The sequence below is a fragment of the Streptomyces sp. NPDC006384 genome, from assembly GCF_042870695.1.
Taxonomy (GTDB): Bacteria; Actinomycetota; Actinomycetes; order Streptomycetales; family Streptomycetaceae; genus Streptomyces.
Window position 1 is genome coordinate 195,413 of sequence record NZ_JBIAHR010000011.1, and the last position, 26,387, is coordinate 221,799.

Genomic DNA, 26,387 nt, shown 5'->3' on the forward strand with positions numbered 1-26,387 from the left:
CCGCCGCGAGGCCCCGGACGAGTCCGTCACGGGATCCGTCGACACCCCCTCTTGCGTCCCCTCCTCCCCTCTTGCACCCCCTCTTCACCGGAACCCTTGAGGCCGCCCAGGACGCCGACGATAAGATACGTACCGGACGGTTTTTTCGCGGCGTCGCTCCGGGCTCCGTCCGTCGAAGCGATCGTCAAGGACCGGGAGGACCGCACAGTGGTGAAGCAGGACCGCGCCATCCGTACGCGCAGGATCATCCTCGAGGCGGCGGCGAGGGTCTTCGAGGAACGCGGTTACCGGGCCGCGACCATCGCCGAGATCCTCAGCGCCGCCGGCGTGACCAAGGGGGCCCTCTACTTCCACTTCGGATCGAAGGAACAGCTGGCCCAGGGCGTGCTCCACGAACAGGACCAGCGGTTCACCATCGACGACCGTCCCTGCAAACTGCAGGAGCTCGCGGACGTGGTGCTGCTGCACGCCTACCGCCTGCAGTCCGACCCGATGGTGCGCGCGGGCGTCCGGCTGACCATGGACCAGTACGCGGAGGGCCTCGACCGCAGCGGTCCCTTCCTGCGCTGGAGCGGCGTCTGCCGGCAGCTGCTGGAGAAGGCGCAGGCCCAGGGCGAACTGCTCCCCCACGTCGTGCCGTCCGTGACCGCCGACGTCGTGGTGGGCACCTTCGCCGGTGTGCAGTCCATGTCCCAGACCGTCAGCGACTACCGGGACCTGCAGACCAGGACCACCGTGCTGCTGCGTCATCTGTTCCCCAGCATCGCCGTGCCCTCCGTACTCGCCTCGCTGGACCTGTCCGAGCAGCGGGGCGAGTCGGTCTACGAGGAGATCTGGCGTCGGCTCGAGAGGCAGCCGCCGGCCGCCACCGGCTGAACGCGCCCGCGCCGGACATGACCGGCATCCCCGCCGGCGGCCGGGACTGCACGCTCTCGGGTCACGCGGGCGTCGGCCTGCACACCGAGTCGGGGACCGAGTCGGGGACGTTGTCCGCGAAGCGCACGGGCGAGCAGGGCGGCGCGGTCCTCCTTGAGGACGGTGAGCCGGCGGCCCTCGGCATCACCTACCCGGCCAACGTCTCGGGCGGCTCCGGTATCCGCACCGCGGGCCTGCTGGTGACCCTGCCGGACGAGACGAGGTCGGTCACCCTCGACCGGCCGGGCTCCGCCGCACTGCCCGTGACGGACGGCTCCGGCTCCCCGGTGGAGGTCGGCCCGGTCGGAAGCGCCGGCCAGGGCGGCTGACCCGCACGTCCCCGAGGGGACTTCGGGGGCCGGGCGCGGATTCACCCCGCCTCCGAGACCGCTCACGAACCGCAGCAGCCACCCGCCGGGGTCTCATCGCCGGCGACCGGGGCGGCCGGGGCGACCGGGGCGGCCGCCGGCGCGCAGCAGCCGCCGCCGTCGGCCTCCTGGTCGTCGGGGGCGTCGAAGAGGCCGGCGCCGCCGCAGACTCCGGTCTCGGGGAGGGAGAGTTCGACGCGGTCGGCGGACTCCAGATCACCGGCGATCGCGGCGGCGACGGAACGGACCTGCTCGTAGCCGGTCATCGCCAGGAAGGTCGGGGCACGGCCGTAGGACTTCATGCCGACCAGGTACACCCCCTGCTCGGGGTGGGACAGCTCGCGGTGGCCGTGCGGGTAGACGGTGCCGCAGGAGTGCTGGTTGGGGTCGATCAGCGGCGCCAGCTCGACGGGGGCCTGGAGGCGCTCGTCGAGGCCGAGGCGCAGCTCGCCGAGGAAGGACAGGTCGGGGCGGAAGCCGGTCAGCACGATCACCTCGTCGACCGGGTCCAGGCGGCGCCCGTCCTCGCCGGCCAGGACCAGGCGGCCGTCGGCGGCTCGCTCGACGGCCTCGGTGCGGAAGCCGGTGACCGCGTCCGCGTGGCCCTCCTCCACGGCGGCCTTCGCGGCCAGGCCCAGGGCGCCGCGCGCCGGGAGCTGGTCGGCCTCCCCACCGCCGAAGGTGGAGCCGGTGATGCCCCGGCGCAGGAGCCACACCGCCTTCGTGCCCGCACCGCCGCCGGTCTTCGCGAGGCCGGCGAGGAGGGCGAGGGCGGTGAAGGCGGAGGCGCCGGAGCCGATGACGGCGGTGCGCCTGCCGGCGTACCGGGCGCGGACGGCAGGGTCCGTCAGGTCCGGGACGCGGTAGGTGATCCGGTCCGCGGCGGCCTTCTCGCCGAGCGCGGCAAGACCACTGCCACCGGCCGGTCCGGGCGTGGCCCAGGTACCGGAGGCATCGATCACAGCCCGGGCGAGGACGCGCTCCTCACGGCCGCCGGCGTACTCGACGTGCACGACGAACGGCTGCTGCTCGCGGCCGGCGTCCACGATCCGGTCCCGGCCGGCCCGGGAGACACCGGTGACGCGCGCACCGTAGCGGACGCGGTCGCCGAGGACGTCGGCGAGGGGCTGCAGATACTGCTCGGCCCAGTCGCCGCCGGACGGGTACGCCGCAGGGTCGGGCCGTGTCCAGCCGGTGGGAGCGAGGAGCTTCTCGGCGGCGGGGTCGACGACCTCCCCCCAGGTGGAGAACAGGCGTACGTGCGCCCACTCGCGCACCGCGGTGCCGGCGGTGGGCCCGGCCTCCAGGACCAGAGGCTCGATGCCCCGGTCGGCCAGGTGGACGGCGGCGGCCAGACCGACGGGACCGGCCCCGATCACGACGACGGGCAGCTCGGTGGTGACGGGCGCGTTCACGGCGACTCCTAGCGTTGTTTAGACATCCATCGATGACTTACGCGGCCAGCATCGCACCTGTATCGATGTACGTCAACATAGATAAGCGTCTATCCAAGGAGGTGACTTCACCTCTCGGGCGCGACTCCCCACGCGCACCCCACGGGTGATTACGGCGTAATCACCCCCTCGCTCGTGCCACTGCCGGTGATTACGCCGTAATCACACCCGCCCGCACTCCCCCGCGGTGATTACGGCGTAATCACCGCTCCCCCACCCCGCTAGTTCGACGTATGTCAACATAGGCGTATGTCGAACGCGAAGGTGCTGCCCCTGTCCGAGCCCGCCGCCGGCCGGACGGTGGTGCCGTGCTGCCCGCCACTGACCGAGCGTCCGATGACCGCCGAGGAGGCCGAGAGCGCCGCGCGGATGTTCAAGGCGCTCGGTGACCCGGTCCGCCTGCGGCTGTTCTCCGCCGTGGCCTCCCACGAGGGCGGCGAGGCGTGCGTGTGCGACATCTCCGACGTCGGCGTCTCCCAGCCCACCGTCTCCCACCACCTGAAGAAGCTGAAGGAGGCCGGCCTGCTCACCTCCGAGCGGCGCGGCACCTGGGTGTACTACAGGGTCGAGCCGTCGGTGCTCGCCGCGATGGGTAAGCTGCTGACGATGCCGGCTGCGGCCGGACCGGGACGGGGCAAGGAGGCACGGTGAGCGGGGCGTCGAGCGCGGTGGTCGTGCCGCTGGCGGCGGAGCACGCCGAGCAGGTGCTGGCGATCTACCAGGCGGGCATCGACGAGGGCAACGCCACCTTCGAGACCAGCCCGCCGTCCTGGGAGGCGTTCGACGCCGCGAAGCTGCCCGGGCATCGCTTCGCCGCCGTCGACGAGCGGGGCAGGGTGCTGGGCTGGGTGGCGGTGAGCAGGGTCTCGGACCGGTGCGCGTACGCGGGCGTGGTCGAGCACTCCGTCTACGTCCACCCCGCAGCCCGCGGCCGCGGCATCGCCTCCGCCCTGCTCGAGGCACTGATCGCCTCCACCGAGCAGGCCGGCATCTGGACCATCCAGGCCGGGATCTTCCCCGAGAACACCGCGAGCCTCGCGGTCCACCGGCGCGCCGGCTTCCGTGTCATCGGCACGCGGGAGCGGATCGGACGCCACCACGGAGCCTGGCGCGACGTCGTACTGGTCGAGCGCCGCAGCCCCGTCGTCGCCTGACCGTCAGTACGGTCGGGCGATCGCGCCGGCGGCGAGCTCTTCCTGGCCACCGCCGGTCACCACCACGTCCACGTGCCGCGTCACGGCACCGTCGTCACCGCGCCGGCGTCACGGCACCGTCGTCACCGCGTCGGCGGCGAACTTCCGGCGCCAGGCCAGCGCGACGTGGACCAGGCCGATCAGCACCGGGACCTCGATGAGCGGGCCGACCACGCCGGACAGCGCCTGCCCGGAGGTGACGCCGAAGGTGGCAATGGCGACCGCGATGGCCAGCTCGAAGTTGTTGCCCGCCGCCGTGAACGCCAGCGTCGCCGTGCGGTCGTAGGCCAGACCCAGGCCCTTGCCGAGCAGGAAGGTCCCGAAGAACATGACCGCGAAGTAGACCAGCAGCGGCAGCGCGATCCGCACCACGTCCAGCGGCTGCGAGGTGATCGTCTCCCCCTGCAGGGCGAACAGGACGATGATCGTGAACAGCAGCCCGTACAGCGCCCACGGTCCGATCTTCGGCAGGAACTTCGCCTCGTAGCCGGTACGGCCCATCCTCCGCTCGCCGATGCGGCGGGTGAGGAAGCCGGCCAGCAGCGGGACACCGAGGAAGACGACGACGTTCAGCGCGATGTGCCAGACGGACACGTCCAGGCCCTGGCCGTCACCGAGGCCCAGCCGGCGCGGCAGCAGGTCGAGGTAGAACCAGCCCAGCAGCCCGAACGCGAGGACCTGGAAGACGGAGTTCAGCGCGACGAGCACGGCCGCGGCCTCCCGGTCGCCGCACGCGAGGTCGTTCCAGATGATGACCATGGCGATGCAGCGGGCCAGGCCCACGACGATCAGCCCGGTGCGGTACTCGGGCAGGTCCGGCAGGAAGATCCACGCCAGCGCGAACATCACCGCGGGTCCGATGAGCCAGTTGATGACCAGAGAGGAGATCATCAGCTTCCGGTCACCGGTGACGGCGTCCAGCCTGTCGTAGCGGACCTTGGCCAGGACCGGGTACATCATGACCAGCAGCCCGAGCGCGATCGGCAGCGAGATCCCGCCGATCTCGATCTTCGCCAGCGCGCCGTCCATCCCCGGGACGAGCCGCCCCAGGCCCAGGCCGACGGCCATGGCCAGCAGGATCCACACCGCGAGGTAGCGGTCGAGGGTGGAGAGTTTCCTGACGAGCGAGGTGTCCCCGCTCCCGGCCGGAGCGGAGGTGGTGGGCTCGGCGGAGGTCACGGGCAGGCCCTCCTGTTCTCCGCGGCACCGCGGGCGGAGGCGGCAAGCCGGGCGAACTGCTCGGACAGCCCGGCCAGGACCTCGGGCCTGAGCCGGTAGTAGGTGAAACGGCCGCACGGCTCGGTCTCCACGATCCCGGCCTCGCGCAGCACCTTCATGTGGTTGGACAAGTTCGTCTGCTTGGCTCCGGTCTCCTCGACCAGATGGGTCGTGCAGAGCGTCTCGCGTGCCAGCAGGGTCACGATCTTCAGGCGGAGCGGATCGCCCAGCGCCCGGATCACATCAGGATCGACTGAAGTCAGCATGCGCTGATACTGTCACATCATCATCCGCTGACATCATCACCTACTGACATCAGCGGGTACTGAAGTCAGCGGTGGGCCGGGCCCGCCCTGCGACGAGAGAGAACGCTCCCATGGCCGACAAGCCGTCCGTCCTGTTCGTCTGCGTCCACAACGCCGGGCGCTCCCAGATGGCCGCCGCCTGGCTCACCCACCTGGCCGGCGACCGCATCGAGGTCCGCTCCGCCGGTTCCGCCCCGGCAGCCGAGGTCAACCCGGCTGCCGTCCAGGCGATGGCCGAGGCCGGCATCGACATCTCCGAGGAGACGCCGAAGGTCCTCACCGCCGACGCGGTCCGCGCGTCGGACGTCTGCATCACCATGGGCTGCGGCGACACCTGCCCCGTCTTCCCCGGCAAGCGCTACCTCGACTGGAAGCTCCCCGACCCCGCCGGCCAGGGCGTCGAAGCCGTCCGCCCCATCCGCGACGAGATCAAGACCCTGGTCGAGGACCTGATCGCCGAACTCGCCCCCGTGGAAGACCGCCCGAGCACCTGAGCGGGAGCCGTTCCACCGGCTCATTCCCCCCGGGCGTCGGCCTGCTCGGCGAGGGCGCGGGCCAGCTTGCCCAGCCGGACGGAGTCTCGTTCCAGCGCCTTCGTCCCCAGGAACCGGAGCAGGTCGAAGAACAGGTCGTCGTTGCCCACCTTCGCGTCCAGCAGCATGGCGAGCGCCCCGGGCTGGTCGTACGGGACGACTCGGGCGCCCTGCGCCGTGCCCGTGCCCCGGCCGTTGCCGGCCGCAGGCTTCGGCGGAAGAGCATCCGCGCGCGGCTCCGGGATCACCTCCGGGGCCGCCGCACCGCCCTTCGCCCCGCCTCCGTCACGGGTGATTACGCCGTAATCACCCCCGCGCTCTCCCCCACCGGTGATTACGCCGTAATCACCACCACGCGTATCCCCGCCGGTGATTACGCCGTAATCACCACTGCCCGCGCTCCCGCCGCTGACGACACCGCTCTCACCACCGCCCGCACCGCCGCCCGTGCTCCCGTCGGTGATTACGCCGTAATCACCCTCACCCTCACCCGGGCCCCCGGCATCCGCCGCCGACGCCCGCGGCGACGCCTCCTGGTTCCCGCCGGCCCGGGAAGCCCGTGCCGCGGCCTCCTTGAGAGCGCGCTGTTCCTTCAGTTCCTCCAGGGCCGCCGCCTGCTGGTCGGCCGGCCTGTTGCCCACCGCGCGCAGCAGGTCGATGGGTTCCTCACCGATGCGGCTCTGGAGTTCGGGGGTCAGGTTGAGCAGTGCGAGACGCTGCGACACCCAGCCCTGGGAACGGTGCAGGCGCTTGGCCAGAGCACGCTGGCTCCCGTGGATCGCCAGAAGCCGTTGCAGAGCGCGAGCCTCGTCGAGCTCCTCGAGGTCCTCCCGGTGGATGTTGGCGACTAGCGCGGACTCGAGAAGCTCGTCCGGTGTCGCCCCCTGGTCGTCGTTGACCATGACCTTGACGGTGGCGAGCCCGGCTTCGCGCGCGGCGGCGAGGCGGGTGCTGCCGTCGACGACGACGTAGGCGGTGTCCGGTTCGAGGTTCGCCTCCTGGTCCGGGTTGGCCCTGAGATAGGCGTCGCGGTTCATGACCGTGATCGCCTGCTTCTGCCCGTGCGTCTTCAGGCTCCCGGCGAGGTCGGTGAGATCACCGAGGCTGGTGCGGGGGTTGTCCGGGTTCAGACTGACGCGGTCGACGGGGAGTTCCGTGGGGGGAGCGACACCGTCGGTGGGGACTCCGGTGGCCGCGGCGACGGCCTGGCGGCGTGCGCTGACGGTACGTACTCCCCCGCCGAACCGTCCGGCCCCCAGCTGGTCGGCCTTGCTCACAGGACCTCCCTCGCCAACGCGCGCATGCCGACGGCCTGCTGCGACTTGGGCGCGTAGGACAGCAGCGGCCTCTTCACCCGGACGGCTTCCTTCTGTTCCTTGAGGTCTCCGATGAGCCCGATGACGCGAGGATCCTTTATGTCGACCCACCCCTGCAGCGAGGAGGTGGCGATGTAACCCCGGCGGGAGTCGTAGAGGTTGACGACGATGCCGAGGTAGTCGATGTCGACCTGGAGGTCGTTCCGCAGGTCGTCGATCTGGGTCGTCAGCAGCTCGAAGGCGTCCGCCGAGCTGTCCTCGGCCTGCACGACGATCAGGGCGCCGGACTGTCCGGGCTTCTCCCCGTCACGGCGACGCCCGTAGTACGCGGCGGCGTCCATGCTGAGCCCGAGGCTGGGCGGGCAGTCGACGATGATTACGTCGTAATCACTCTCGAGGGGAGCGAGCGCCCTCTCGAAGGCGGCTTCCCTGGCACGTACGGCCGACAGGCGTACGTCGAGGAGGAAGGCGTCGTTGCAGGCGGGCAGGAGGTGGAGCCGGCCGCCGAAGACGTCGTCGTCGATGGAGACGACGAGGTCCCGCAGGTCGCCCTTGGGGTCGCCGGCCATGTGGTTGGTGAGGCTGTCGCCGCTCATCGGCAGGGGAGTGGCGCCGAGCTGGTTGGTGAGGTGGCACTGGGGGTCGAAGTCGACCAGGAGCACTCGCAGCCCCGGCCCGGGCAGGTTCTCGATGTCGAGCGCGCTGTCCCCGGGACCGGCCTCGTCGCTCCCGTCCCCGCCGTCGGTCCCGCTCGCGCGCAGGGCCTTGGTCAACGCCCTGGCGATCCGCACCGGGTACAGGGTGTCGGAGTCCTCGGCGAGGGCCTCGCCGAGTCCGGCGGTGATGGCGGTCTTGCCCACACCGCCCTTCTGGTTGCAGACGATGATGCGGCGCGTGGTCTCCGGCCGTCCGACCTCCGGGGCGGGGTTGGCGTCGAGCCACAGCTGGACCGACTGGGCGAGGCCCTGGATCAGAGAGACACGACGGTCGGCCGCGGTCTGCCGGAACTCCTCCCACTGCCCCGGAGGCAGGAACGTGGAGAAGGAATCGGCGCCGGAGGTGTCGACGGCGGCAGGAGCGGAGGCCAGGGCACACCAGTCCCTGATGCCCTGCTCGACCGCCGACTGGATCTCGATGCCGTACTGAGCGGCTCTGACCTTGAGCTTCTGCCGGAGCCATCCCGGCAGCTTGGAGACGACCTTCTCACGGTCGCCGGATGCGACTGGCGAATTCATGGGGACACCATACTAACGTTCATGATCGACAGAAGTACCGACACGTTAGTTAGGCAGATTGTCGGCGGCTTCCTCCTCCACCCGGCCCACCTCCACCGGTGATTACGCCGTAATCACCTACCGCCCGACAGGGGAGACCCTCGGCACTCACGGCACCCCTGACCCACCTCGGCCGACGAAAGGCAACCACGGCGATACCGGCAGCCAAGTGGACAGGCGCGCGTGTGTCCCCGTCACCACCCACGACCTCCGCCACGCCTTGTGACTGCCCGGATGCAGCAAGTCCCCCGGGCCTCCGGTGCACATCCCCGCTCAGGGGGCACCCCGAGGAACGGAGCGCTTGCGCGAGTACCGCAGGGCCTCCCGTACGGAGAGTTCCTCTGGTTCCTTCCTGCCGCACAGAGAGTGCGCAGCCCCCGCGCCGCTCTGACCTGCGAAAACGCGTGCTCGATCGGCACCTCAGGATGCCTATATCGGCATCCTGAGGTGCCTATATAGGCATCCTGGGATGCCGATACATGTCGTCAGTGGTCATGTCGCCTATGGTCATCGAAGGAATCTCGAGGTTCGCTCGACGACCGTCGGCGACATGACGGCAGGGGTACGCGAAGGAAACGTCGGGTTCCTTCGATTACCCCACACGACATGTCGTCACTGGTAATGTCGCTGGCGTCAGAGACAAGCCAGGTCGGGGGTCAGCAGGTGCCGAATCAGGGGCGCAGTGGACGCAGCCGTGCGCTGGTCAACATCGCGACCGGTGAGGTCCATGAGCTGCTGGAGCAGGACGAGGACGTCCCTCGCCGGTCCTACGCCTTCGGCGGCCGGCACGGACAGTTCAGTTTCGAGCGGGTTCTCGCCATGCTCTCGGCCGATTCGGGGATCACGGGCAACGAGTTCCGGCTGTTCTTCTACTGCGGGATCATGACGTACAACGGCAAGGGCGGCGCCACGGCGAGGGAGGCTGCCGACTACCTCGGGCTGACCCCCCAGGCGACGAGGAGAATGGCGAAGAAGCTGGCCGAGCACAAGATGCTTCTGGTGGCCGACGTGATCGGGCGGACCATCAGGTACCGGGTGACTCCGCACATCGTCTCCAGCCTCTCCGGACGGGAACAGTCCGAAGAGGCGGCCGCCTACCACCTGCCGACCCTGCCGGGCCGCCCGGCGCAGCGACGAAGGGCCTGACCATGGCACGCAACAGTCCCTATCCAGAGCTCGAGGCCCTGCAGGCGCGCATCAGCGATCTGTCGCACCTCAAGCAGAACGTGCTGATGACCTACGCGATCCTGGGCGGTCTGGACAGCAGCGTCGAGCGCACCGCGGCCGAGCTGGCCGAGCTGATCGGCGTCCCCGCACCGCACTTCTCCCGGGCGCGCCGCGAGCTGGAGGCGGCCGGCTACCTGGAGTGCACCCACACCATGGGCCAGGTGAAGTTCTTCCGCCTGGGCGAAGCAGCCACCGCGCGCCAGGTCGTGGTCCCCCTGCTGAGCCGGCCGACCGGCTGACAGCACCGCCGGACGAAGGCGGCGGGGGAGTGGCGTCCTCGTCGCCGGGCACCACCGCTCCCGCAGACGGAGCTGTTCCTCCGCCGACGCACCCGATATACCCGAGGCACCCGACGACCTGATCGGCCGAACCGAGCCGGGCCGGGCCGTCGACCGCGCTCGCACGGAACGCGACCGAAGAGCGAGCCACCGGCGAAAGAATGCGCGCTTCGATGCGCGTTTCGATGCGCGATCGGGATAGGGTGGTGCCGGAGGTGGACCCTGTGACCGCTGAGAACGAACTGTTCAGCGCCGTCGACGCGCTCCTGGAGCAGGTGGCCCAGGACGACCTGCCGCCGGTCCCCGAGCGCAGGCGGCTGCGGGAGGCCGCCGGACTGAGCCAGGCCCAGATCGCGGCGGCCCTGGGCACCCGCCGGGAAGCGGTCGGGAACTGGGAATCGGGCAGGACCGCACCGCGGCCGCCGCAGCGCGCCGCCTACGCCAGGCTGCTCGAAGGACTCGCCGCGCGGTTCCCCCCGGAAACCCGCCCCGCACCGGCCCCGGCACCGGAGACACCCCCGGCCCCCGCCCCCGAGACCACCGACGCCGAACCACCGGCCCCGGCCGCGGCCCCGACGCCACCGCCCCGGCACGCAGCCGCACCGGAGCACCCGAAGCCGCAGAAGCAGCAACAGCAGAAGCAGCAGAAGCCACCGGCCACGCCGAAGAAGCCGGCCCCCCGCACCCCCCCGACATCCGCCGACCAGCGCTTCGAGAACGGCCCCCTCGCCGTGGTCGACGCCGCCGACGACGGCGAGGTCCTCGCGTACTGCGTGGGCGGCCTGGTCCTGGACGTACCCGCCAGAACCCTCCCGGCCCTCGTCGAGTGGACCCTGGCCGAGGCCAGGCTCGGCCAGGCACGCCTGCACCGCAACGGCCGCGACGCCGACCCGCTCCTCGTCCTCACCCCGGCCGCACTGGAACGCTACGGGCTGCCCGCCACCCTGACCGAGGACGAGCGGCACGCCGGACGCCTCCCGGACGGCCACAAGGCGGTCGGACAGCTCACCAGGGCGGGCTGGAAGCTCACCCAGCGCGGATTCGGCCCGTGGGCACGGATCTACCGCCCCGCCGAAGGAGCGAAGCGCAACTGCGTCCAGCTGTGCATCCCGTCCTGGAACGCCCTGGACGTCCGCGAATGGGACCGGAAGGACGACCCCCGGCTGCCGACGATGCACCCGGCCGACCTCGCCCGGTACCTGGGCACGTACGCGGAACGCGTGATGACACCCCGCGGCACCGCGGCCGTCACCGGCCTGGAGCTGATGACCGCGCTGCGCCCCCCGACCCGCGCGGAGAAGGACCCCGTCACCGGCGAGTTCAGGCAGGCCTTCAACGACGACGCCCTCACCGCCGTGCACGACGTGGTGGAGTGCGAGGTCCCCGACGAACACCCCGTCCTCAAGGGCAGGTTCGCCCGGCACCACCTGCGCACCCCGGCCGAGATGCTGATGGAGGAACCGTACGACTGGTGCCGGCCGCTGACCGACGAGGAGTGCGCGCACCGCTACCTGGTCGCCATCGACGTCAACATGTCCTTCGCGGCGGCCGCCAACGGACTCACGGTCGGCCTGAACGGCCCCACCCACCTCACCGGCAACCCGCCCTTCGACGCGTCCCTGCCCGGCTCCTGGCTGGTCGACCTGAGCCACGTCGACCTCTCCCGCGTCCGGCTCGGCGGCCGCACGGTCGACGGCGACCGGCTCCCCAGCCCCTTCACCCCCAAGGGCGACCGCCCCACCGGCCCGGCCTGGTACGCCACCCCCACCGTCGCCTACGCCCAGGAGCTCGGCTTCGACGTCGCGCCGGTCGAGGCGTACGTGCGCACCCGCACCGGCCGCTACCTGGACCCCTGGTACAAGCACCTGCGCGACGCGTACGTGGCGACCATGGCCGACCTCGGCGTCACCACCGACCTGACCGGCCAGGAGTTCCTGGACGCGGTGGCCCGTTCCCGGCACGGGGACACGACGATGATGCTGCTGGCGGGCGCCATCAAGGCGACGGCCAAGGGCGGCATCGGCAAGCTCCGCCAGCGCAACCGGGGCCAGGTGCCGTACTACGAACCGTGGCCGGCCCTCGCCCGGGAGACCTGGCGCCCGGACATCCGGGCCGCCGTCCTGGCGAACCAGCGCATCGGCATCCACCGCAAGCTGATGAGGACCGCCGCGGCGGCCGACCTCTACCCGGTCGCGATCGGCACCGACGCCATCGTCTACCCCTCGCCCGGCCCGTCCCCGCTGGACGTCCTGCCGCACACCCCCGACGGCAAGCCGGCACCGGGCACGTTCCGGCTCGGCGTCTCACCGGGAATGGTCAAGCACCAGGGCACCCGGACCGTCCTGTGGGCCGAGGAACAGTTCGAGGAACACGGCGGCGTCTTCAACGTCGCCAACCTCATCAAGACCGACCCGGCCGCCGGGGAAGGGGAGTAGCCGACGATGACGGACCCGGTCGGGGACGGCCTGGACCGCTCACTGGAGGGCGCCTTCACCCGCCCCCTCCCCAAGAGCGCCCAGGCCCAGATGAAATACCTGGTCAAGCAGCTCAAGGGAACCAGAGCGGCCGCCCGGCTCCTCGGGATCTCCCAGCGCACCGTGGAGCGCTACGTCAAGGGTCAGCTCCACCGCCCCCGCCGCGACCTGCGCGACCGCATGGAACGCGAGGTCAGGAAACGCTGGCAGCCCAAAGTGCGGGAACGGGCCAAGCGGAAGGCCGCCACCACCGACGGCCTGGTCCTGTCCGCCCGCGCCCGCTTCGGTTTCACCGCCGCACCGGGCACCAGCGACGACGCCCGCATCCGCGACATCACCCAGGCCCTCACCCCTCAGTGGGCGGACCGCCTCTTCGCCGCCCGCGACGCCGGCGCCACCGAACAGCAGCTCCAGCGCATCGCGGCCGAGGGCCTCGCCGAGATGTACTTCCGCAACAACAACACACGCGCCCCCGGCCTCGGCGTGGAATTCACCGACATCGAACGGATCGACATCGACCTGTAGCCCGCCCCGGCCCCTCGCCCGCCGTCACCTCGCGACGCCGGTGCAGGCCAGTACCGCGGTGGCGGTGGCGTCGAGGAAGAGCATGAACGTCCAGGACCTGTCGGCCGCGTCGATGCGCCCGATGCGGAGAGGCTCTTCTCCCGCGCGGGAAAGGATGTCGACGGTGTCGGCGAGGGCCAGCGTCGGCCGGCCGCGCTTTTGGGTGACACGGAGCCGCGTCCGGTAGATGTGTGCCAGGTGGCCGGCAGGAACCAGGCCGTCCCAGACGACGAAGGTCCCGCCGGCGGTCAACGCGTCGCGTGCGGGTCCGCATGCCGTCGTCCGCTCACCGAGCATCCCGGCGAGCTCGTCGCGCGTCACGCCGCACCGCCGCCCTGCGCCGTGGCCGACCGGACGCCGAGGGCGAGCAGCGTCACGGAGGTGATCCTGGCGACCGTCCGTCTGAAGCGGGGCTTGCGCAGCGCACGCGAGGCCCGCCGGATCAGGAGGGTCCAGCCGGAGAGCCAGACCGCCATCAGCAGCGCGTGAGCGGTGGCGAGGACGAGGACCTGGCCCGCGAAGGAGTCCTCCGGCGCGATGAACTGGGGCACCAGGGTCAGGTAGACCGAGGCCGCCTTCGGGTTGAGGACGTTGGCGAGCAGCGCCTGGAGGTAGAGAGAATCCACCTTCTCCGGCAGAGACCGGCGGGCCGGAGAGCGCGCCGGGCGCGCCGGCCGCGCCGGACGTGCGGCGGAGCGCCATGTCCAGATGCCCAGGCCGATGAGATAGGCCGCGCCGACGAGCCTGACGGCCGTGAACGCCTGGCTGGAGTGCATGACCAGAGCCGACAGCCCGGCCACGGCGAGCACGGCGTGGATGTACAGGCCGGTGACCGTGCCGAGGGCGACGGGAAGAGCCCGGCGGCGGCCGTCACCGGTGACGTGCTGGACCAGAAGGGCCAGGCTGGCCCCCGGGGTGGCGACCAGCGGAAGCAGTGCCGTCAGGAATCCCATGACGGCGAACGGATGGACCACGATGTCTCCGGGGGCGGACCGGGTCAGAGCACGACGCGGTAGTGGGTGGTCAGACGCCGGTCGTCGCCCAGAACGTGGAAGGCGAGGCCGGGCGGCTGGTCGCGGTCGGCGGGGCGGTCGCCCTCCCAGGACATCCGCAGGGTCCAGGTGACGGCCGGCCCGACGATCAGGGGGCGGGCGGCGAAGACCGAGGCGGCCGCCGTGTGGGCGTGTCCGGTCAGCACGGCGACGACCTGGGGGTACGCGTCGAGCAGGGCGGCCAGTCGCTCGGGCTGCTCGAGCATGCAGGAGTCGGGCAGGGGGTGGTGGAGCTCGACCGGGGGCTGGTGGAAGGCGATCAGTGCCGGGGTGTCCGGCGACAGACCTGCGAGCCGGGTGTCGATCCAGTCGAGTGTCCGGTCGTCGAGACGCCCCTCGTCGCGGCCGGGGATGGTGGAGTCGCACATCAGGACGGCGGTCCCGGCGACGTGGTGGATCCGGTTGACCGGGCCCGGGTCGGGAGCTTCTCCGAGCAGGGCCTTGCGGTAGGCCGGGCGCGCGTCGTGGTTGCCGGGGCAGGTGAACACCGGGAAGGGGGCCTCGAGGATGCGCGCCGCTTCCTCGTACTCCGCCTCCGTGCCGTGGTCGGCGATGTCCCCGGTGACCAGCAGCGCGTCGACCGGGCGCGGCAGGGCGCGCAGGTGGTCCATGACGCGTTCGGCGCGCCGGGTCGCCCTCTGACTGCCGTCCAGGTGCAGGTCGCTGATCTGGGCAAGCAGCACTGTCATGATCCATCCCCCTCATGGGCGGCCCGGCCGCCGCCCCCACCGGGACGGAGCCTTCGGGCACTTCCCTGTCTAACGGTAAATATGATTCAACCGTTAGGGACTTTAGAGTGTGTGCAGGCGTGTGATCAAGTGGTCGGCGCAGGCCGAAGGAGACACCGATGGAACGCTGGCTGGCACTGGAGTTGGCGAGCACGATCCGCCACGACGGAGACGGCGGTGTCGCCGACGACCTCGCCACGGTGGACGGAACGGCCCGCTGGATCCAGGACCAGGCCGACCTCCTGGCCGCCCATGCCGTGCCGGGGGAGGTCGTGGCGGACGAAGACCTCAGGAGCGAGATCACCGAACTGCGGCGCGCGGTCCGCGCGCTGTTCGCGCGAACGGTCAGCCCCGCGCCCCCCAGTCCGGCGGACGCGCGCCGGCTGATGCCGGCCGACCGGGCGATAGCCCACCTCAACGCCGTCGCCGCACGCGAACCGGTCGTTCCGCAACTGCACTGGCCGCCGGAAGGACCGCCCACCACCCGTCTGCGGTCGCCGGAGAACGACCCGGCGACCCGGCTCGTGGCAGCCCTGGCCCGCGCCGCCATCGACTTCCTGAGCGGCCCGCAGCATGAGCGCCTGCGCGCCTGCACCGCCCCCCGCTGCGTGCGCTACTTCGTCAAGACCCACGGACGGCAGGAATGGTGCAAGCCGTCCTGCGGAAACCGCGCCCGGGCAGCCCGCCATTACCGGCGCCACCGCCCGGCACCCGACGACGGCCAGAGCGTGCCCGACGATCGCGGCGGTGAGGTGCGGCACAGCGCGGCAGGGGCCGGTCCCGCCGCCCCGCCCGAGCGGCCCGGCGGTCGGTCCCCGGTGCCGCCCGCCGCTGATCGCGGCGACAACGGCGGGCGGCACAAAGCCGCAACCCCACCGCCTGTCCGCCCGCCCACCGCCACGCCCGGAGACTTTGTCAGGGCCGGTTAGCCTGCCTCCATGTCAACTCTGGTACACGCACTGGCACTCTGTCCCCTGACCCCGGCCGCCGCGGCAGAGTTCCTGTCCCTGCCCCAGCAACCGGCGCCCGCGGACGATGACGACGCGCTCGACGCCGTCATGGACGCCCGGGGCTGGACCTGGGAACACAGTTGTCTGACGGACTCCTACCGCACGGGCTTCGGGCATCCGCTGTGCACCGAGGGCGACACCCCTTTCGGAGATCCGACAGCGCGGTACTTCCTGGCGTTCGGGGAGCTGTACCCCGTCGACCCGCACGACGAGCGTCTCGTCAACATGCCCTGGCTGGACAGGCTCGTGGACAAGTGGGGCCGTGCCCCGGGCTGGACCGTCCAGCGTCCGTCCTCGGTGGAGGCCTGCACCGAGGCGCTCGACCGGGCGGCGGAGGCCGTCACCGCCCACCTCGGGACAGCTCCGGAGCGGACCGTCATCAGCGACGCGGCCGTGATGACGGGCCCGCCGATGCCTCACCACATATGGCGCACCGCCACCCATGCCGTGATCGTGGGGCCGCACACGGACAACGGCCCGTACGGCCACCTCACCCATCTGCAGGTCGCCGCTTCCCCCCTCGGTCACGCCCCCGACCTGCCGCCCGAGGACGACACGGCGGCACTGGACCGCTGGATCGAGACGCACGTCGACTGGTGACACCCCGCCCGCACCGAACGTTCCGCACGGCTGCCGCGTCATAGAGCAGACGTATGGGGGAGAGGCGGGAGGGGAGGGCCGTTGCTCCGCAGAAGAACGAGCCGCAGCCGGGAGACGGACCACGGCGCCGACGATCCGCTGGACGCGGCCCAGGAACACCGGGTACGGGCGGTGCTCGCCCTCGGTGGAGTGCCGCAGGCGGACCTTGCGGACGGAGTGCAGCAGGTCCGCCTGCGGCTGCTGGAGCGGGCGGCCGGCGGCCAGGAGGCGCCGCGCAACGTCTCCGCGTGGGCCGCCGTCGTCGCCTCCAATCTCGCCATGGACTGGCACCGCGCCAGGCACCGCCGAGAACGCCTAGGCGAGCGACTGGCCTCGCTGCGGCAAGGAGAACCCTCCTCCGGCGAGGACACCCGGCTGCTCTCCCTCGCCGTAGCCCAGGGCCTGGACGAACTGCCCGAGCCCCAGCGCCAGGTCCTCGTCCTGCGTTTCTACGCCGACCTCTCCGTCCGGACGATCGCCCAGCAGCTCGGCATCCCCGAGGGCACGGTCAAGAGCCGGCTGCACACCGCCGTCCGTGCCCTGCGCGAACGGCTCCACGAGGACGAGGTGGTATGACATGACCGCCGAACACACAGGGAACGACGGCCACGGCGAGCCGGACCCGTTGATGGCCGCGATCCTGGACGAACCGATGCCCCGCCCGGCGTACTCCGACGCCGACCGCGTGACCGAGTACCGCGCGGCCCGCGCCGACCTCGCCGCGCTCCGCCGGGAACTCTCCTCCCTCGCCGACGCGCTCACCGCCCAGGAGCCGACGCGGTCCCCTGGCGGGAGCCCGGCCGGACACCCGCAGCGGTCCGGGCCGCCCCGGCGGGCGCGTCGCGGCCGGGCCGTCGCGGCGGGCGGCCTCGTGGCGGCCCTTGTCCTCTGCGCGGTCTCCGGGCTGACGTGGCTCCTCGCCACGGACCGGGCCGGGACGGGTCCGACCGGTGACACCGCCGACGCCAAGGTCAGTGCCGGCGGGTACGTGGCCTGCGCCCGGCTGATCGCCGAGGGCACGGTCACCCGGGTCGTTCCCGAGCCCGGCACCGCGCACGACCGGATCGAACTCGCCGTCACACGCCGCCACAAGCCCCGGACGGGACCCGACCGGGTCACCTTCCTGATGGACCACGACGCCTCGCCCCGCCTCCGGCCCGGTGACCACGCCCTCGTCGTCGTCCCCCGCCACGAGAGCGGCCCCGACCTCTGGAGCACAGGCGAAGAACAGATCGCCCACGACCGTGCCTGGCTCCTCGAGGGACTCGAAGAGTCCCGCACACTCACCTGCGACGAGCCCTCCGCCACCGACTGACCACCGCACCCGCCCGGCCTCGGCCACGGGACCGTCGTCACCAGGGACGTACCCGTGGATCGCACGGTTCGCCGGTTGACAGCCCTGTACCGCGGACGGGGGCGGCTCTCCGCGCCCACGGGTCGGCGCGCCGTCGGCCCCAGGGGGCCTCCGGAGCGCCGACGGGGCCCGCGGGTGCGCGGGCGGCCGCGGCTCGTCGAGGGTGTCGAGGAAGGCGTGGCTGAGACCGGCACGGGCCGATGGAGACACACGTGGCGGGTGATCCGTCGGCTGCGGCCGCGTCGTGGCGTGCTTTCGGCGGCTGAGGACGGGGAAGGGGAAGCAGGCATTTCGTCGACAGGCGGACAGTGGTCACCCTCCTGGACGCCGCACAGGGAAGGGCTGAGCGGAGCCTCGCGCGACTGCTCGGGGGAGCACGGTGTGCGGGCGCGGTCCGCCGCAGACGACAGCCTGTACTGCTGTAAGAGAGGGCGCGCAGCGAAAAAACGCCCTGACCTGCAAAAACACCTTCCGGCACACGGTTCTGACGATCTGGCAGCCGGTTCTGGGCATCGTGCACCCGGTTCCTGAGAGCAGGGCAAGGAGTTCTGGAAACCGTTGTGCCCATGTTCTGAGAACCGTGACCACGTCTGCAGGATCTGCCCAGATTGACGTCACGTACATGAGCAGACACTGATTTCCCCGGGGGACGGCTTCGGCGGCGCATCGATACGGGGTGGAGCGCCACGTCCTGGAGGCGGACCAGATGAACTCCACGCTCATGTACGTTAAGTTCATCTGGTCGGCCCTGAGGTCGCCGCTCATCGACGTCGAGGCAGTGTCCGATCCCGGGAGGGCCTGTTGGGAGCAGTACGCAGACTGGTCGATGCCGACACCGGCGAGGCCATCCCCTACGCGCCCTACGCCTTCTCGGGCGAGCACATCCAGGTGGACAAGGCCAGGGTCGAAGCGATCACCGAGAGCAGGGAATTCACCCCGAGCCAGAAGTTCATGGTGCTGTGGTGGATCGGAGTCTCCCCTCAGGGCATGGCACCGCTGAGGGCGACCGGCGCGGACATCGCCAAGAAGGTGGGGATGACCGCGGATGCCGTCGGCAAGATCAACCGGAAGCTGCTCAAACGGCGCATCCTGATCGAGCGCGGACGCATCGGGAACTACAGGCTCTACCGGATCAGCCCGTACATCGCCTTCCACGGGACCGGCATCGAGCAACGGGAAGCGATCAAGACATGCAACCCACCGGACATCCCCGGTTTCGACAACACGTCTCCTTCGCTGTGGGAGGTCCAGTGAACAACGACGACAAGCGCAAGCTCCTGGACGTCCTGCACCGCACGGCCGGCATGACCGCCAACCAGCGTCTGGTCGTCATGCTCTACGCGATGCACCCCACCGACCGCGCCGGTGCCGTCATCGAGACCGGCGCCAAGCTCGCCGAGCTCGTCGGCATGTCCCCGACCGTCTTCTCCCGCACCCGGCGCCAGGTCGTGGAGGCCGGATGGCTCGAGGAATCCGAGCGGCTCGCGCACATCAGCTACTACAGGCTCAGTGCGAAGTGCACGGGTGAGGACGTCGTCGTCCCCCTGCGTCGCGCCACCTGAACGGCTCCCGGAGCAGAACTCATGTACGTGAGGTCAATGAGGAGCGATCCCGGGATCGCTCCTCATTGACCTCACGTACATGACAGCCCGCGTCTCCGGACATCGACGGGCAGGCGACTGTCTCCCCAGCACTCTTTCTCCGGCGGTACCGCCGCTGCCGGACGCCGCTCAGCCGCTCCTGCGGGCCACGGCCCCGTGGACACCGCGGCCCGGGGCCGAGGCCATACCGGTGCTTCGAGACGCCTGTCGTACGTCCTCGGCGCGGTGTCGGACGGTCGCTCTTGTCCGGTGACAGGGGAGAGCCGACAGCCGTCCGGTCGACGGGACCGTATCGAGGTGGTACCGACCGTGACGGTTCAACCGAAGCAGCGTGGCTGGGCGACGTGGGTGGCTGAGGTACCTCCGCCCGCCGGTGGGCACGGATCCGTGCGTCGGGCTTCCGTTCGGTGGTGCAGGTGACGAGGGGAGTTCGTGGGTCAGGCATCAGGGCGAAGAGCACCACGGAGGGGAACCGGTCCTGCGGACCTCCGCGCTCTTTAAGAAGAGGCCGCCGCCGCCACACCCCTGCTGACCTGCGGTTTTGTCATCCCCATGGTGTCCCCGGGGACACATTTGGGGACGTGAAATGTCAATGTGGCGGTCACATTCCAGGTCAGAAATCAAGCTGTGGTTGATTTTCCTGAAGGCTCACCACGGCTGGTGAAACCGCAGGTCACAGGCGTGCGCCAGTCTCGGGAACACCCCTCGGCAGCCCCTCGCACTCGAACAAGATGTGCCGCCATCACGACACGCGAACTCAAGCAGCAGTTGATTTCCTGGGAACAGGATGCCTTGAAAATCAAGTACTGCTTGACTTTCGGAGCACCCCGGCGCCAGGCCCGCTCATCCCGCCCCCGGACGGCACGCCACCCGACCAAAAGACAAACCCTGCTTGATTTTTCGGTTAGTCTCTGGAGCGCCTGAGTAACGAAGGAGGTCCTGTGACAGCCGATCCGCCATCACACCGACGGCCCCGCCCGGTCGCTGACGTCTCATCGGGTGACGGGGGCTTCGACGACCTCCTGCAGGTCCTCGGAGAGCAACTGGGCGAAGTCGCCCGGAACGACGACCCCCGCAGCCGCCGCAAGCTCAAGAACGTCACCTTCGAGTACGAGGCCGGCCACACCGCCGTCCACGACATGGCGGGCGACGCCGGCTACAGCCTGGCGTCCAACTGGTTCACCCAGCTCCTGGCCCAGCTCGCCGTGGCCAACTCCATCACCAAGTCACAGCTGTGCGTGTTCCTCTACGTCGCAGGCGGCCAGCAGCGCGGCACCGGCATCGCCCGCTACACCCAGCAGGAGATCACCGACGGCCTCAACGAGCTGGCCAGGCGCAAGGGCGGCAAACGCATCACCCGCTCCACCGTCAACCGCGCCATCAAGGCACTGGTCGGCTACAAGTGGGTCGAGCAGCTCGGCAACGGCACCATCCAGCTCAACGTCCGCCTGTGGTTCCACGGCAACAGCAACTCCCAGCACGAGGTCCTCGAGCAGCTCGCCGCACAGCACGACCGGAACCCCGAGGCCTTCCCCCACGGCATCGGACCCGACGTCCACCAGGAGGAACTGGACCTGGACTTCACCCAGCACCCGCCCTACGGAACGGGAAGGCGTACCGGGTGACAACCGTCCACCGCCCGCCCCACCGGGCCGAAGAAAGAAGGGACACCGATGGCTGAGGTCATGTCGCCCGTCGTGGCCGAACGAATCTGGGCCCTGCCCGTCTCCGGGGCCACGGTCAAATTCCTGCAGTACCTGCTGTACCGGAGCGACTTCGGCGGCCACCTCCCCGTCCGGCAGAAGGACATGGCCGCCGAGTACCGCGTCACCCCGCAGGCTGTCAGCAACCTCATCGCACCGCTGTGCGAGCTGAACATCGTCCTGCGCCCGACGAACGAGGACGGCAGCCGCGGCCGGGGCAACTCCTACCGGCTCCACCCCCTGGCCGCCAAGTACGCCAGCCACCAGGACATGGAAGCCGCCTTCCGCTCGGCCATCGCCAGGATCAAGGCCGGCGACCTGCCCAACCTCCGCCTCCCGGCCTACCGCACGGTCCCCCCCGAGGCCGGGACCCAGCCCAATCTCCAGGTCGCCTGACGGCACAAAAACAGGGGCCCCACCGCAAGCGGTGGGGCCCCTGTGCCTGAGTAAGAAGTACCCCCGACTATACCCAGCCGGCCCTCCCGCGGCACACCGAAGGCCGATGCGCCGTACGGACAGGGAAACGCGCCGCCGCCTCGGCCGTCGTCGCGTCCGGGCCAGCCGACGGCGTGCAGCGAGCCGCGGACGCCGCTCAGCCGGTCCTGCGGGCCACAGCCCCGTAGATGCCGACCCCGGCCGTCTCCGCCGTCGGCGGCGTGTCCGGCCGCCACAACGGGACTTGCACCAGGCCGGGTTCGACCAGCTCGAAGCCGTCGAAGAACCGCTCGATCTCGGCGCGGGACCGCAGGGTGAGAGGGGTGGCGGCCCTGTCGTAGACGGCCTGCGCCGTGCTGCAGGCGGCGAAGTCGCCCGTGGCGTGCGACAGGACCAGGACGCTGCCCGCCGGCAGCGCGTCGCGCAGGATGGCGATGACCCGCTCGGGAGAGCCCTGCACAACCCACGCGTGTTCACCTGGCTGATCGCCGTGGCGTTCGGCGTGTGCACCGTGGGGGTCTTCTTCGCGATACCCGCGGTCGCCCGGGCGGCCGAGCAGATCACCGGCCTGGACAACGCGGGCAAGCTGGTGGCACACGTCCGTGCCATCCTCTGGTGCGCATCACTGCAGATCACCATGGTGGACCTGGCCTACCGCCCGGAGTACCTGCGAACCGCCATGTACCAGCGGCTGTTCGCGGCCGCCGTCGAACTGGCCGTCATGATCCCGCTCTTCGTCGCGGCGAACGACGAGGACGTCGAGTTCACCACGGCGTACGCCGACCACCCGTCCGTGGCCGCCTACCTGCTCGTCTACCTCTTCTACGTCCTGGTCACCTGCGGCGAGCTCGCTTTCATGTACGGCCGGACCACCCGCCGCAGCCGGACCACCCGCCCCTGGACCGGCGCCGGCTTCACCCTGTGTTCCGTCGCGGCCGCCCTGGGCGTCGGATACACGCTGTCCAAGGGGTCGTACATCGTCTTCCACGCCCTCGGCCACCCGTGGTCCCTCGACGTCGAGGAGACGGTGAGCCCGGCACTGAGCGGCCTCACCGTCCTGTTCCTCTTCACCGGCCTGACCATGCCCATGCTCGGCGGACTGCGCCGACGGCTGCGCGGCCGCAGAGAAAGCGCGGAGAGCTGAGCCGCACTCCACGTCTGCGTCATCGCCGTCCCCTCCTTGCGCCCGGCAGGCCGTCATCTCCCGCAGGACGGCCCGCCGGTAGAGTCGCTCCGGGGAGAGCACCGATGTGTGTGGGGGACTCATGACGGCAGCGGGCGCACCGCCCATCGTCTTCGTACACGGAACACGGTTCAGCGCGGGACAGTGGAGCCCGCAACTCGCCGCACTGCAAGAGGACTTCCCGACAGCCGCTGTCGACCTGCCGGGCCACGGCACCCGCTCTGCCCAACCCTGGAGCCTGGACGCGGCGACGGAGATCATCGCTTCCGCGGTGGACTCGCTCGGCTGCGGACCGGCACTGGTCGTCGGGCACTCGCTCGGCGGATACGCCTCGCTGGAGTTCGCACGGCGCTGCCCCGAGCGGCTGCTGGGACTGGTCCTGGCCGGGGCCAGCGCCTCGACCCGGGGCCCGTGGGCAACACCGTACCGGTGGATCGCCGGACTCGTCCCCCGCATACCGGCGGACCGACTGGCCCGGTGGAACGACCGGTTGCTGCGCCGGCTCTACCCACCCGAGGTGGTGGAGGCGACCATCCTCTCCGGCTACGCCTTCCACACTCTGCCGGCCGCCTGGGGCGAGGTGCTGGGCCGCTTCGACGCTGGTGCGATGCGTCATGTGGCGGCTCCCGTGCTCATCCTGAACGGCGAGAAGGACACCGTCTTCCGGTCCGGCGAACCGGACTTCGCCCGCGCTCATCCGCACGCCCGCGTCGAGCTGATCCCGCGGGCAGGACATCTCGCGACTTCGATGATCCGGACGCCTTCACCGATGCCGTCCGCCGCTTCGCTCTGCAGCTGCCCGTACGCGGCTGAGCGCGCCGGAGCCGGAACCACCAGGGCCGCACCGCTCGGGAACGCAGGAGCGGCGTCCCGTGATCACGACAGGAGTGTCATGAGACCGTAACCGCGCTTCCCAGGGGAGCGCCGCACCGTTCAGGATGGTGATCGGCAAGGAGAGGCCAGCCGGAATGACCAGCCAGGCCCGGCCACATCACCGTCAGCAGGGGGAGTCCTGTCATGTTTCGCACGCACCGCCGTAAGTCCGTCCTCGCCGCCGCGGCCCTGGTGGCCACGACGATGCTGCTGACCGCCTGTCAGGGAGAGGACGCGGAGGACGGCGGCAAGCCGACCGGGGCCTCGGCCTCGGGTTCGGCTGCCGAGGGGAAGTCCGGCGACGGCGGGAGTGGTACCGGTACCGGTACCGGCAGCGGGTCCCCGTCGGGTGAGAAGGGCTCGGAGAGCGGCAAGGTGTCGGGCAGGTGGGCCGGCACGGTCTCCTACCTCGCTCCCGGCAAGTACACCGTCACGGACGCGGACGGCGCGGAGCGGGCGTTCTTCACTTCCGAGGACACCGACATCGAGGGCGCGGGCAGGATCTGCGGTGACGCGGACGGCCAGGCCGCCACGCCGTGTACCGAGGAGGAGCTCGAAGCCGCGGCCAGGAAGGGGGTCGGAGCGACGGTCGACGTCAGGGACGGAGTGGCTGTCAGCATCATCGAGGACCGCACCAGCAGCGGCACCGGCGCCGGCAGCGGTATGGGCGAGGGTGAGAGGTCGGGGCTCTTCTCCGGCACGCTCGGGTACATGGCTCCGGGCAAGTACTCCCTCAGCCGCGACGGCAGCGAGCGTGCGTTCGTCACCTCCGAGGACACCGTCATCAACGGCGCGGGTTGGATCTGCGGTGATGCGGAGACTGTCACGCCGTGTACCGAGAAGGAGCTCGAAGCCGCGGCCAGGAAGGGCAATGTCGTTGTCGCTGTCCAGGTGAAGGACGGGGTCGCCGTCACCATCGACGAGGAGCACAACTGATCGAGGGCCCGGGCGGAGCGACGGAGTGACGTGCTCTCCACGATGCTCCGCGACGGCACCTTCCACGGCCTTCGCATTCCATGTCCTGCCCGGCGGGAACGCGGCCCGTCCTTCCCGTCCGGCAGCCGTGGGCTTCGATCGCTTCGTCCGGCACACCGGTGGTACCAGCGACGACGACGTCCCGGAGGAACCAGGTCCGTCAGACGGCTCGCAGAACTGTCCGCAGCCCTCATCGGCATGCGCGGAGGCTGCCAGTCCCAGCCTGGCTCAGCGGCATGGGGTGTTTCCCCTGGCTCTGCAAGCCCGCCCGGTGGCCGTGGTCAGACAGGCTCTGGACATCCGTGAACTGCCGAGGGGCCTTTCTTCTGTGCGGCCACACCGGTGGGCTCACCCGGACTAGAAGATTGATGAAGATCTTGGTGAGGGGCTGTCCGGCCGGATGCCGGACAGCCCCTTTGGTCATCCGGTGGCCATGTCGAGGTGCCAGGTGTGGTGGGTGCGGGTGAGGCCGAGGTTGATCAGGCGGCGGAGGTTGAGGGCGGCGGCCCGGTGGTGGAGCCAGGTGTTGTTCGCGATGGTGCCGCGGTAACGCAGGCGCCGGTTGCCCCGGTGGACGAGCCAGCGGGGGAGGGTCACCTGTCGGCGCGCGAGCACTGCACAGCAGGGAGGAATCCATCCCGGAGACGCCGTGCTCCTGCGGTTGCCGGGTGGAGGTGTGGTGGAGTGTCATCATGACGGACATTGAGACGGTCACGGTGCCTGGCCATGTCCGGGGGTACCCCGGGGTGGCGTTCGGGGGATACATAGCGGGGGTGCTCGCGACGCGGGCGACGACGGCAACCGTGCGGGTGGACCTGCGCCGGCCCACGCCGGTAGAGGTACCGGTAGAGCTCCATAGGACGGCCGAGGGTGGCTCCGTGCTGACCGGTGCGGAGGGAGTACTCGCGGTGGCCGTTCCCGACGAGCTGGAGCTCGACGTTCCGAAGCCACCCTCCTGGAACGAAGCATCTGCGGCGACCGAGGCATACCGCGCGGCTCCTTGGGAAGAGGCCGTGGACTGCTTCGGATGTGGACCGAGGCGCACGCCTGACACCGGACTGCGCCAACATTGCGAAGTCGTTCCGGGGCGGGATCTGGTGGCTTCCGCTTGGGCTGCCGGGCCGGCGCTCGCAGACTCGGCAGGCAACCTGCGGGCGGAGCTGGTGTGGGGGGCGCTCGACTGTCCCGGGAACGCGGCCGGCAGGCTCCTGGGAGGTTTGCGTCCGGGGGCGGTAACGGCTTCGCTCACGGCGAGGTTGCTTCGAGCGGTGCCAGTCGGGTCACCACTGGTGTCCTACGCATGGGTTGTGTCGGAAGAAGGGCGTAAACACCGGATGGGCGTCGCCCTCGCCACGGCGGCGGGCGACATCAGCGCGGTTGCCGCAGCGCTGTGGGTGGATCCTCGCTGACCGGCCCGGCGGTGGCGGTGGCCGTGGGACTGGCGGCCGAGCCGACGAAGGCAGCGAATACCGGCTCGGTCCCTGGCCTCGCTTCCGCAGCAGGTACCCCACCGGACGTGCAGCTCTCCGACACGATTGCCGGCAGTGCCGGGTTCGTCGTCGTCCAGGGTCGGGCATTCCCGGAGAGGGCGTCTCGCGCGCCTGAGTACTGGACCGTCGAAACCGGGCATCGTGTGTCACGATGCCTGAGCCCCGGGTTCGGCCGTCGCCCCTCGTGGTGCCAGGGGAGGGGCTTCGGGGGAGAGGGCGTGCACC

25 protein-coding genes and 5 pseudogenes are annotated in these 26,387 nt (G+C 70.7%); 20 read left to right on the forward strand and 10 right to left on the reverse strand.

The window, feature by feature from the left end; all coding sequences use genetic code 11:
• Positions 1-207: 207 nt before the first annotated feature.
• Positions 208-876, forward strand: a complete 669-nt coding sequence (locus ACFYOJ_RS17620; RefSeq protein WP_356553113.1) for a ScbR family autoregulator-binding transcription factor — start codon at positions 208-210, stop codon at positions 874-876.
• A 32-nt stretch (positions 877-908) separates the two neighbouring features.
• Positions 909-1,244, forward strand: a pseudogene (locus tag ACFYOJ_RS17625) (DUF4232 domain-containing protein); the annotation flags it as partial.
• Positions 1,245-1,306: 62 nt separating this feature from the next.
• On the opposite strand, the gene ACFYOJ_RS17630 reads toward ACFYOJ_RS17625, so the two are convergent.
• Positions 1,307-2,698, reverse strand: a complete 1,392-nt coding sequence (locus ACFYOJ_RS17630; RefSeq protein WP_356553111.1) for an FAD-dependent oxidoreductase — start codon at positions 2,696-2,698, stop codon at positions 1,307-1,309.
• A 288-nt stretch (positions 2,699-2,986) separates the two neighbouring features.
• On the opposite strand from ACFYOJ_RS17630, the gene ACFYOJ_RS17635 reads away from it, so the two are divergent.
• Positions 2,987-3,388, forward strand: coding sequence for a metalloregulator ArsR/SmtB family transcription factor (locus ACFYOJ_RS17635; RefSeq protein WP_356553109.1), 402 nt, complete (start codon positions 2,987-2,989; stop codon positions 3,386-3,388).
• Positions 3,385-3,891, forward strand: a complete 507-nt coding sequence (locus tag ACFYOJ_RS17640) for an N-acetyltransferase family protein (RefSeq protein WP_356553107.1) — start codon at positions 3,385-3,387, stop codon at positions 3,889-3,891. The genes ACFYOJ_RS17635 and ACFYOJ_RS17640 overlap by 4 nt, the downstream gene beginning before the upstream one ends.
• A 108-nt stretch (positions 3,892-3,999) precedes the next feature.
• Here ACFYOJ_RS17640 and arsB read toward each other — a convergent pair whose 3' ends face one another.
• Together arsB and ACFYOJ_RS17650 are read right to left on the reverse strand one after the other, a co-directional pair.
• A complete protein-coding gene (gene arsB / locus ACFYOJ_RS17645; protein ID WP_356553106.1) occupies positions 4,000-5,109 on the reverse strand; it encodes an ACR3 family arsenite efflux transporter in 1,110 nt (369 codons plus the stop codon).
• A complete protein-coding gene (locus ACFYOJ_RS17650) occupies positions 5,106-5,414 on the reverse strand; it encodes a metalloregulator ArsR/SmtB family transcription factor (protein WP_356553104.1) in 309 nt (102 codons plus the stop codon). The genes arsB and ACFYOJ_RS17650 overlap by 4 nt, the downstream gene beginning before the upstream one ends.
• A gap of 110 nt (positions 5,415-5,524) precedes the next feature.
• Between ACFYOJ_RS17650 and ACFYOJ_RS17655 the strand changes: the two genes are divergently transcribed.
• Positions 5,525-5,947 (forward strand): arsenate reductase ArsC, encoded by a 423-nt coding sequence (locus tag ACFYOJ_RS17655; RefSeq protein ID WP_356553102.1) that lies wholly within the window; start codon positions 5,525-5,527, stop codon positions 5,945-5,947.
• Positions 5,948-5,967: 20 nt separating this feature from the next.
• Here the strand turns inward: ACFYOJ_RS17655 and ACFYOJ_RS17660 are convergent, their stop codons facing one another.
• Together ACFYOJ_RS17660 and ACFYOJ_RS17665 are read right to left on the reverse strand one after the other, a co-directional pair.
• Positions 5,968-7,263, reverse strand: a complete 1,296-nt coding sequence (locus ACFYOJ_RS17660) for a ParB/RepB/Spo0J family partition protein (protein WP_356553101.1) — start codon at positions 7,261-7,263, stop codon at positions 5,968-5,970.
• Positions 7,260-8,537 (reverse strand): AAA family ATPase, encoded by a 1,278-nt coding sequence (locus ACFYOJ_RS17665; RefSeq protein ID WP_356553100.1) that lies wholly within the window; start codon positions 8,535-8,537, stop codon positions 7,260-7,262. The genes ACFYOJ_RS17660 and ACFYOJ_RS17665 overlap by 4 nt, the downstream gene beginning before the upstream one ends.
• Positions 8,538-9,182: 645 nt before the next feature.
• Here ACFYOJ_RS17665 and ACFYOJ_RS17670 point away from each other — a divergent pair.
• The 4 genes from ACFYOJ_RS17670 (at position 9,183) to tpg (ending at position 13,080) form a co-directional block, all read left to right on the forward strand.
• A complete protein-coding gene (locus ACFYOJ_RS17670) occupies positions 9,183-9,722 on the forward strand; it encodes a helix-turn-helix domain-containing protein (protein ID WP_356553098.1) in 540 nt (179 codons plus the stop codon).
• A gap of 2 nt (positions 9,723-9,724) precedes the next feature.
• The gene (locus ACFYOJ_RS17675) at positions 9,725-10,042 is read left to right on the forward strand and encodes a hypothetical protein (protein ID WP_356553097.1); all 318 of its coding nucleotides are present in this window, start codon (positions 9,725-9,727) and stop codon (positions 10,040-10,042) included.
• A gap of 263 nt (positions 10,043-10,305) precedes the next feature.
• A complete protein-coding gene (gene tap / locus ACFYOJ_RS17680; protein WP_356553096.1) occupies positions 10,306-12,516 on the forward strand; it encodes a telomere-associated protein Tap in 2,211 nt (736 codons plus the stop codon).
• Positions 12,517-12,522: 6 nt separating this feature from the next.
• On the forward strand, positions 12,523-13,080 hold the full coding sequence (gene tpg, locus ACFYOJ_RS17685; protein ID WP_356553095.1) for a telomere-protecting terminal protein Tpg: 558 nt from the start codon (positions 12,523-12,525) through the stop codon (positions 13,078-13,080).
• Positions 13,081-13,104: 24 nt separating this feature from the next.
• Here tpg and ACFYOJ_RS17690 read toward each other — a convergent pair whose 3' ends face one another.
• From ACFYOJ_RS17690 to ACFYOJ_RS17700, 3 genes are read right to left on the reverse strand one after another with little or no spacing between them, the layout of a single operon-like run.
• A complete protein-coding gene (locus tag ACFYOJ_RS17690; RefSeq protein WP_356553094.1) occupies positions 13,105-13,440 on the reverse strand; it encodes a hypothetical protein in 336 nt (111 codons plus the stop codon).
• Positions 13,437-14,093 (reverse strand): LysE family translocator, encoded by a 657-nt coding sequence (locus ACFYOJ_RS17695; RefSeq protein ID WP_356553093.1) that lies wholly within the window; start codon positions 14,091-14,093, stop codon positions 13,437-13,439. Before ACFYOJ_RS17695 ends, ACFYOJ_RS17690 begins: the two co-directional genes overlap by 4 nt.
• Before the next feature lie 23 nt (positions 14,094-14,116).
• Complete coding sequence (locus ACFYOJ_RS17700) at positions 14,117-14,860, reverse strand: phosphodiesterase (protein WP_356553091.1); 744 nt, start codon at positions 14,858-14,860, stop codon at positions 14,117-14,119.
• A 158-nt stretch (positions 14,861-15,018) separates the two neighbouring features.
• Here ACFYOJ_RS17700 and ACFYOJ_RS17705 point away from each other — a divergent pair.
• From ACFYOJ_RS17705 to ACFYOJ_RS17740, 8 genes and pseudogenes are all read left to right on the forward strand, one after another.
• Positions 15,019-15,609 (forward strand): annotated as a pseudogene (locus tag ACFYOJ_RS17705) (CGNR zinc finger domain-containing protein); the annotation flags it as partial.
• Between the two features lie 228 nt (positions 15,610-15,837).
• The gene (locus ACFYOJ_RS17710) at positions 15,838-16,509 is read left to right on the forward strand and encodes a hypothetical protein (RefSeq protein ID WP_356553090.1); all 672 of its coding nucleotides are present in this window, start codon (positions 15,838-15,840) and stop codon (positions 16,507-16,509) included.
• Between the two features lie 81 nt (positions 16,510-16,590).
• On the forward strand, positions 16,591-17,124 hold the full coding sequence (locus ACFYOJ_RS17715; protein ID WP_356553088.1) for a sigma-70 family RNA polymerase sigma factor: 534 nt from the start codon (positions 16,591-16,593) through the stop codon (positions 17,122-17,124).
• Position 17,125: 1 nt separating this feature from the next.
• Positions 17,126-17,863, forward strand: a complete 738-nt coding sequence (locus tag ACFYOJ_RS17720; protein ID WP_356553087.1) for a hypothetical protein — start codon at positions 17,126-17,128, stop codon at positions 17,861-17,863.
• Between the two features lie 840 nt (positions 17,864-18,703).
• On the forward strand, positions 18,704-19,156 hold the full coding sequence (locus ACFYOJ_RS17725) for a MarR family transcriptional regulator (RefSeq protein ID WP_356553085.1): 453 nt from the start codon (positions 18,704-18,706) through the stop codon (positions 19,154-19,156).
• Entirely contained in the window at positions 19,153-19,464 is a 312-nt protein-coding gene (locus ACFYOJ_RS17730; RefSeq protein WP_234847083.1) for a replication initiation protein, RepL2, read from the forward strand. The genes ACFYOJ_RS17725 and ACFYOJ_RS17730 overlap by 4 nt, the downstream gene beginning before the upstream one ends.
• 980 nt (positions 19,465-20,444) lie before the next feature.
• On the forward strand, positions 20,445-21,128 hold the full coding sequence (locus tag ACFYOJ_RS17735; RefSeq protein WP_356553083.1) for a hypothetical protein: 684 nt from the start codon (positions 20,445-20,447) through the stop codon (positions 21,126-21,128).
• Positions 21,129-21,176: 48 nt separating this feature from the next.
• Complete coding sequence (locus ACFYOJ_RS17740) at positions 21,177-21,602, forward strand: hypothetical protein (protein ID WP_356553082.1); 426 nt, start codon at positions 21,177-21,179, stop codon at positions 21,600-21,602.
• A gap of 196 nt (positions 21,603-21,798) precedes the next feature.
• On the opposite strand, the pseudogene ACFYOJ_RS17745 reads toward ACFYOJ_RS17740, so the two are convergent.
• Positions 21,799-22,089 (reverse strand): annotated as a pseudogene (locus ACFYOJ_RS17745) (SAM-dependent methyltransferase); the annotation flags it as partial.
• 21 nt (positions 22,090-22,110) lie between these two features.
• Here ACFYOJ_RS17745 and ACFYOJ_RS17750 point away from each other — a divergent pair.
• From ACFYOJ_RS17750 to ACFYOJ_RS17760, 3 genes and pseudogenes are all read left to right on the forward strand, one after another.
• The gene (locus tag ACFYOJ_RS17750) at positions 22,111-22,785 is read left to right on the forward strand and encodes a hypothetical protein (RefSeq protein ID WP_356553080.1); all 675 of its coding nucleotides are present in this window, start codon (positions 22,111-22,113) and stop codon (positions 22,783-22,785) included.
• A 121-nt stretch (positions 22,786-22,906) separates the two neighbouring features.
• Positions 22,907-23,637: pseudogene (locus ACFYOJ_RS17755) on the forward strand (alpha/beta fold hydrolase).
• Between the two features lie 264 nt (positions 23,638-23,901).
• Positions 23,902-24,633 (forward strand): hypothetical protein, encoded by a 732-nt coding sequence (locus ACFYOJ_RS17760; protein WP_356553078.1) that lies wholly within the window; start codon positions 23,902-23,904, stop codon positions 24,631-24,633.
• A 459-nt stretch (positions 24,634-25,092) separates the two neighbouring features.
• Here the strand turns inward: ACFYOJ_RS17760 and ACFYOJ_RS17765 are convergent.
• Positions 25,093-25,254 (reverse strand): annotated as a pseudogene (locus ACFYOJ_RS17765) (IS5/IS1182 family transposase); the annotation flags it as partial.
• Between the last annotated feature and the right edge of the window lie 1,133 nt (positions 25,255-26,387).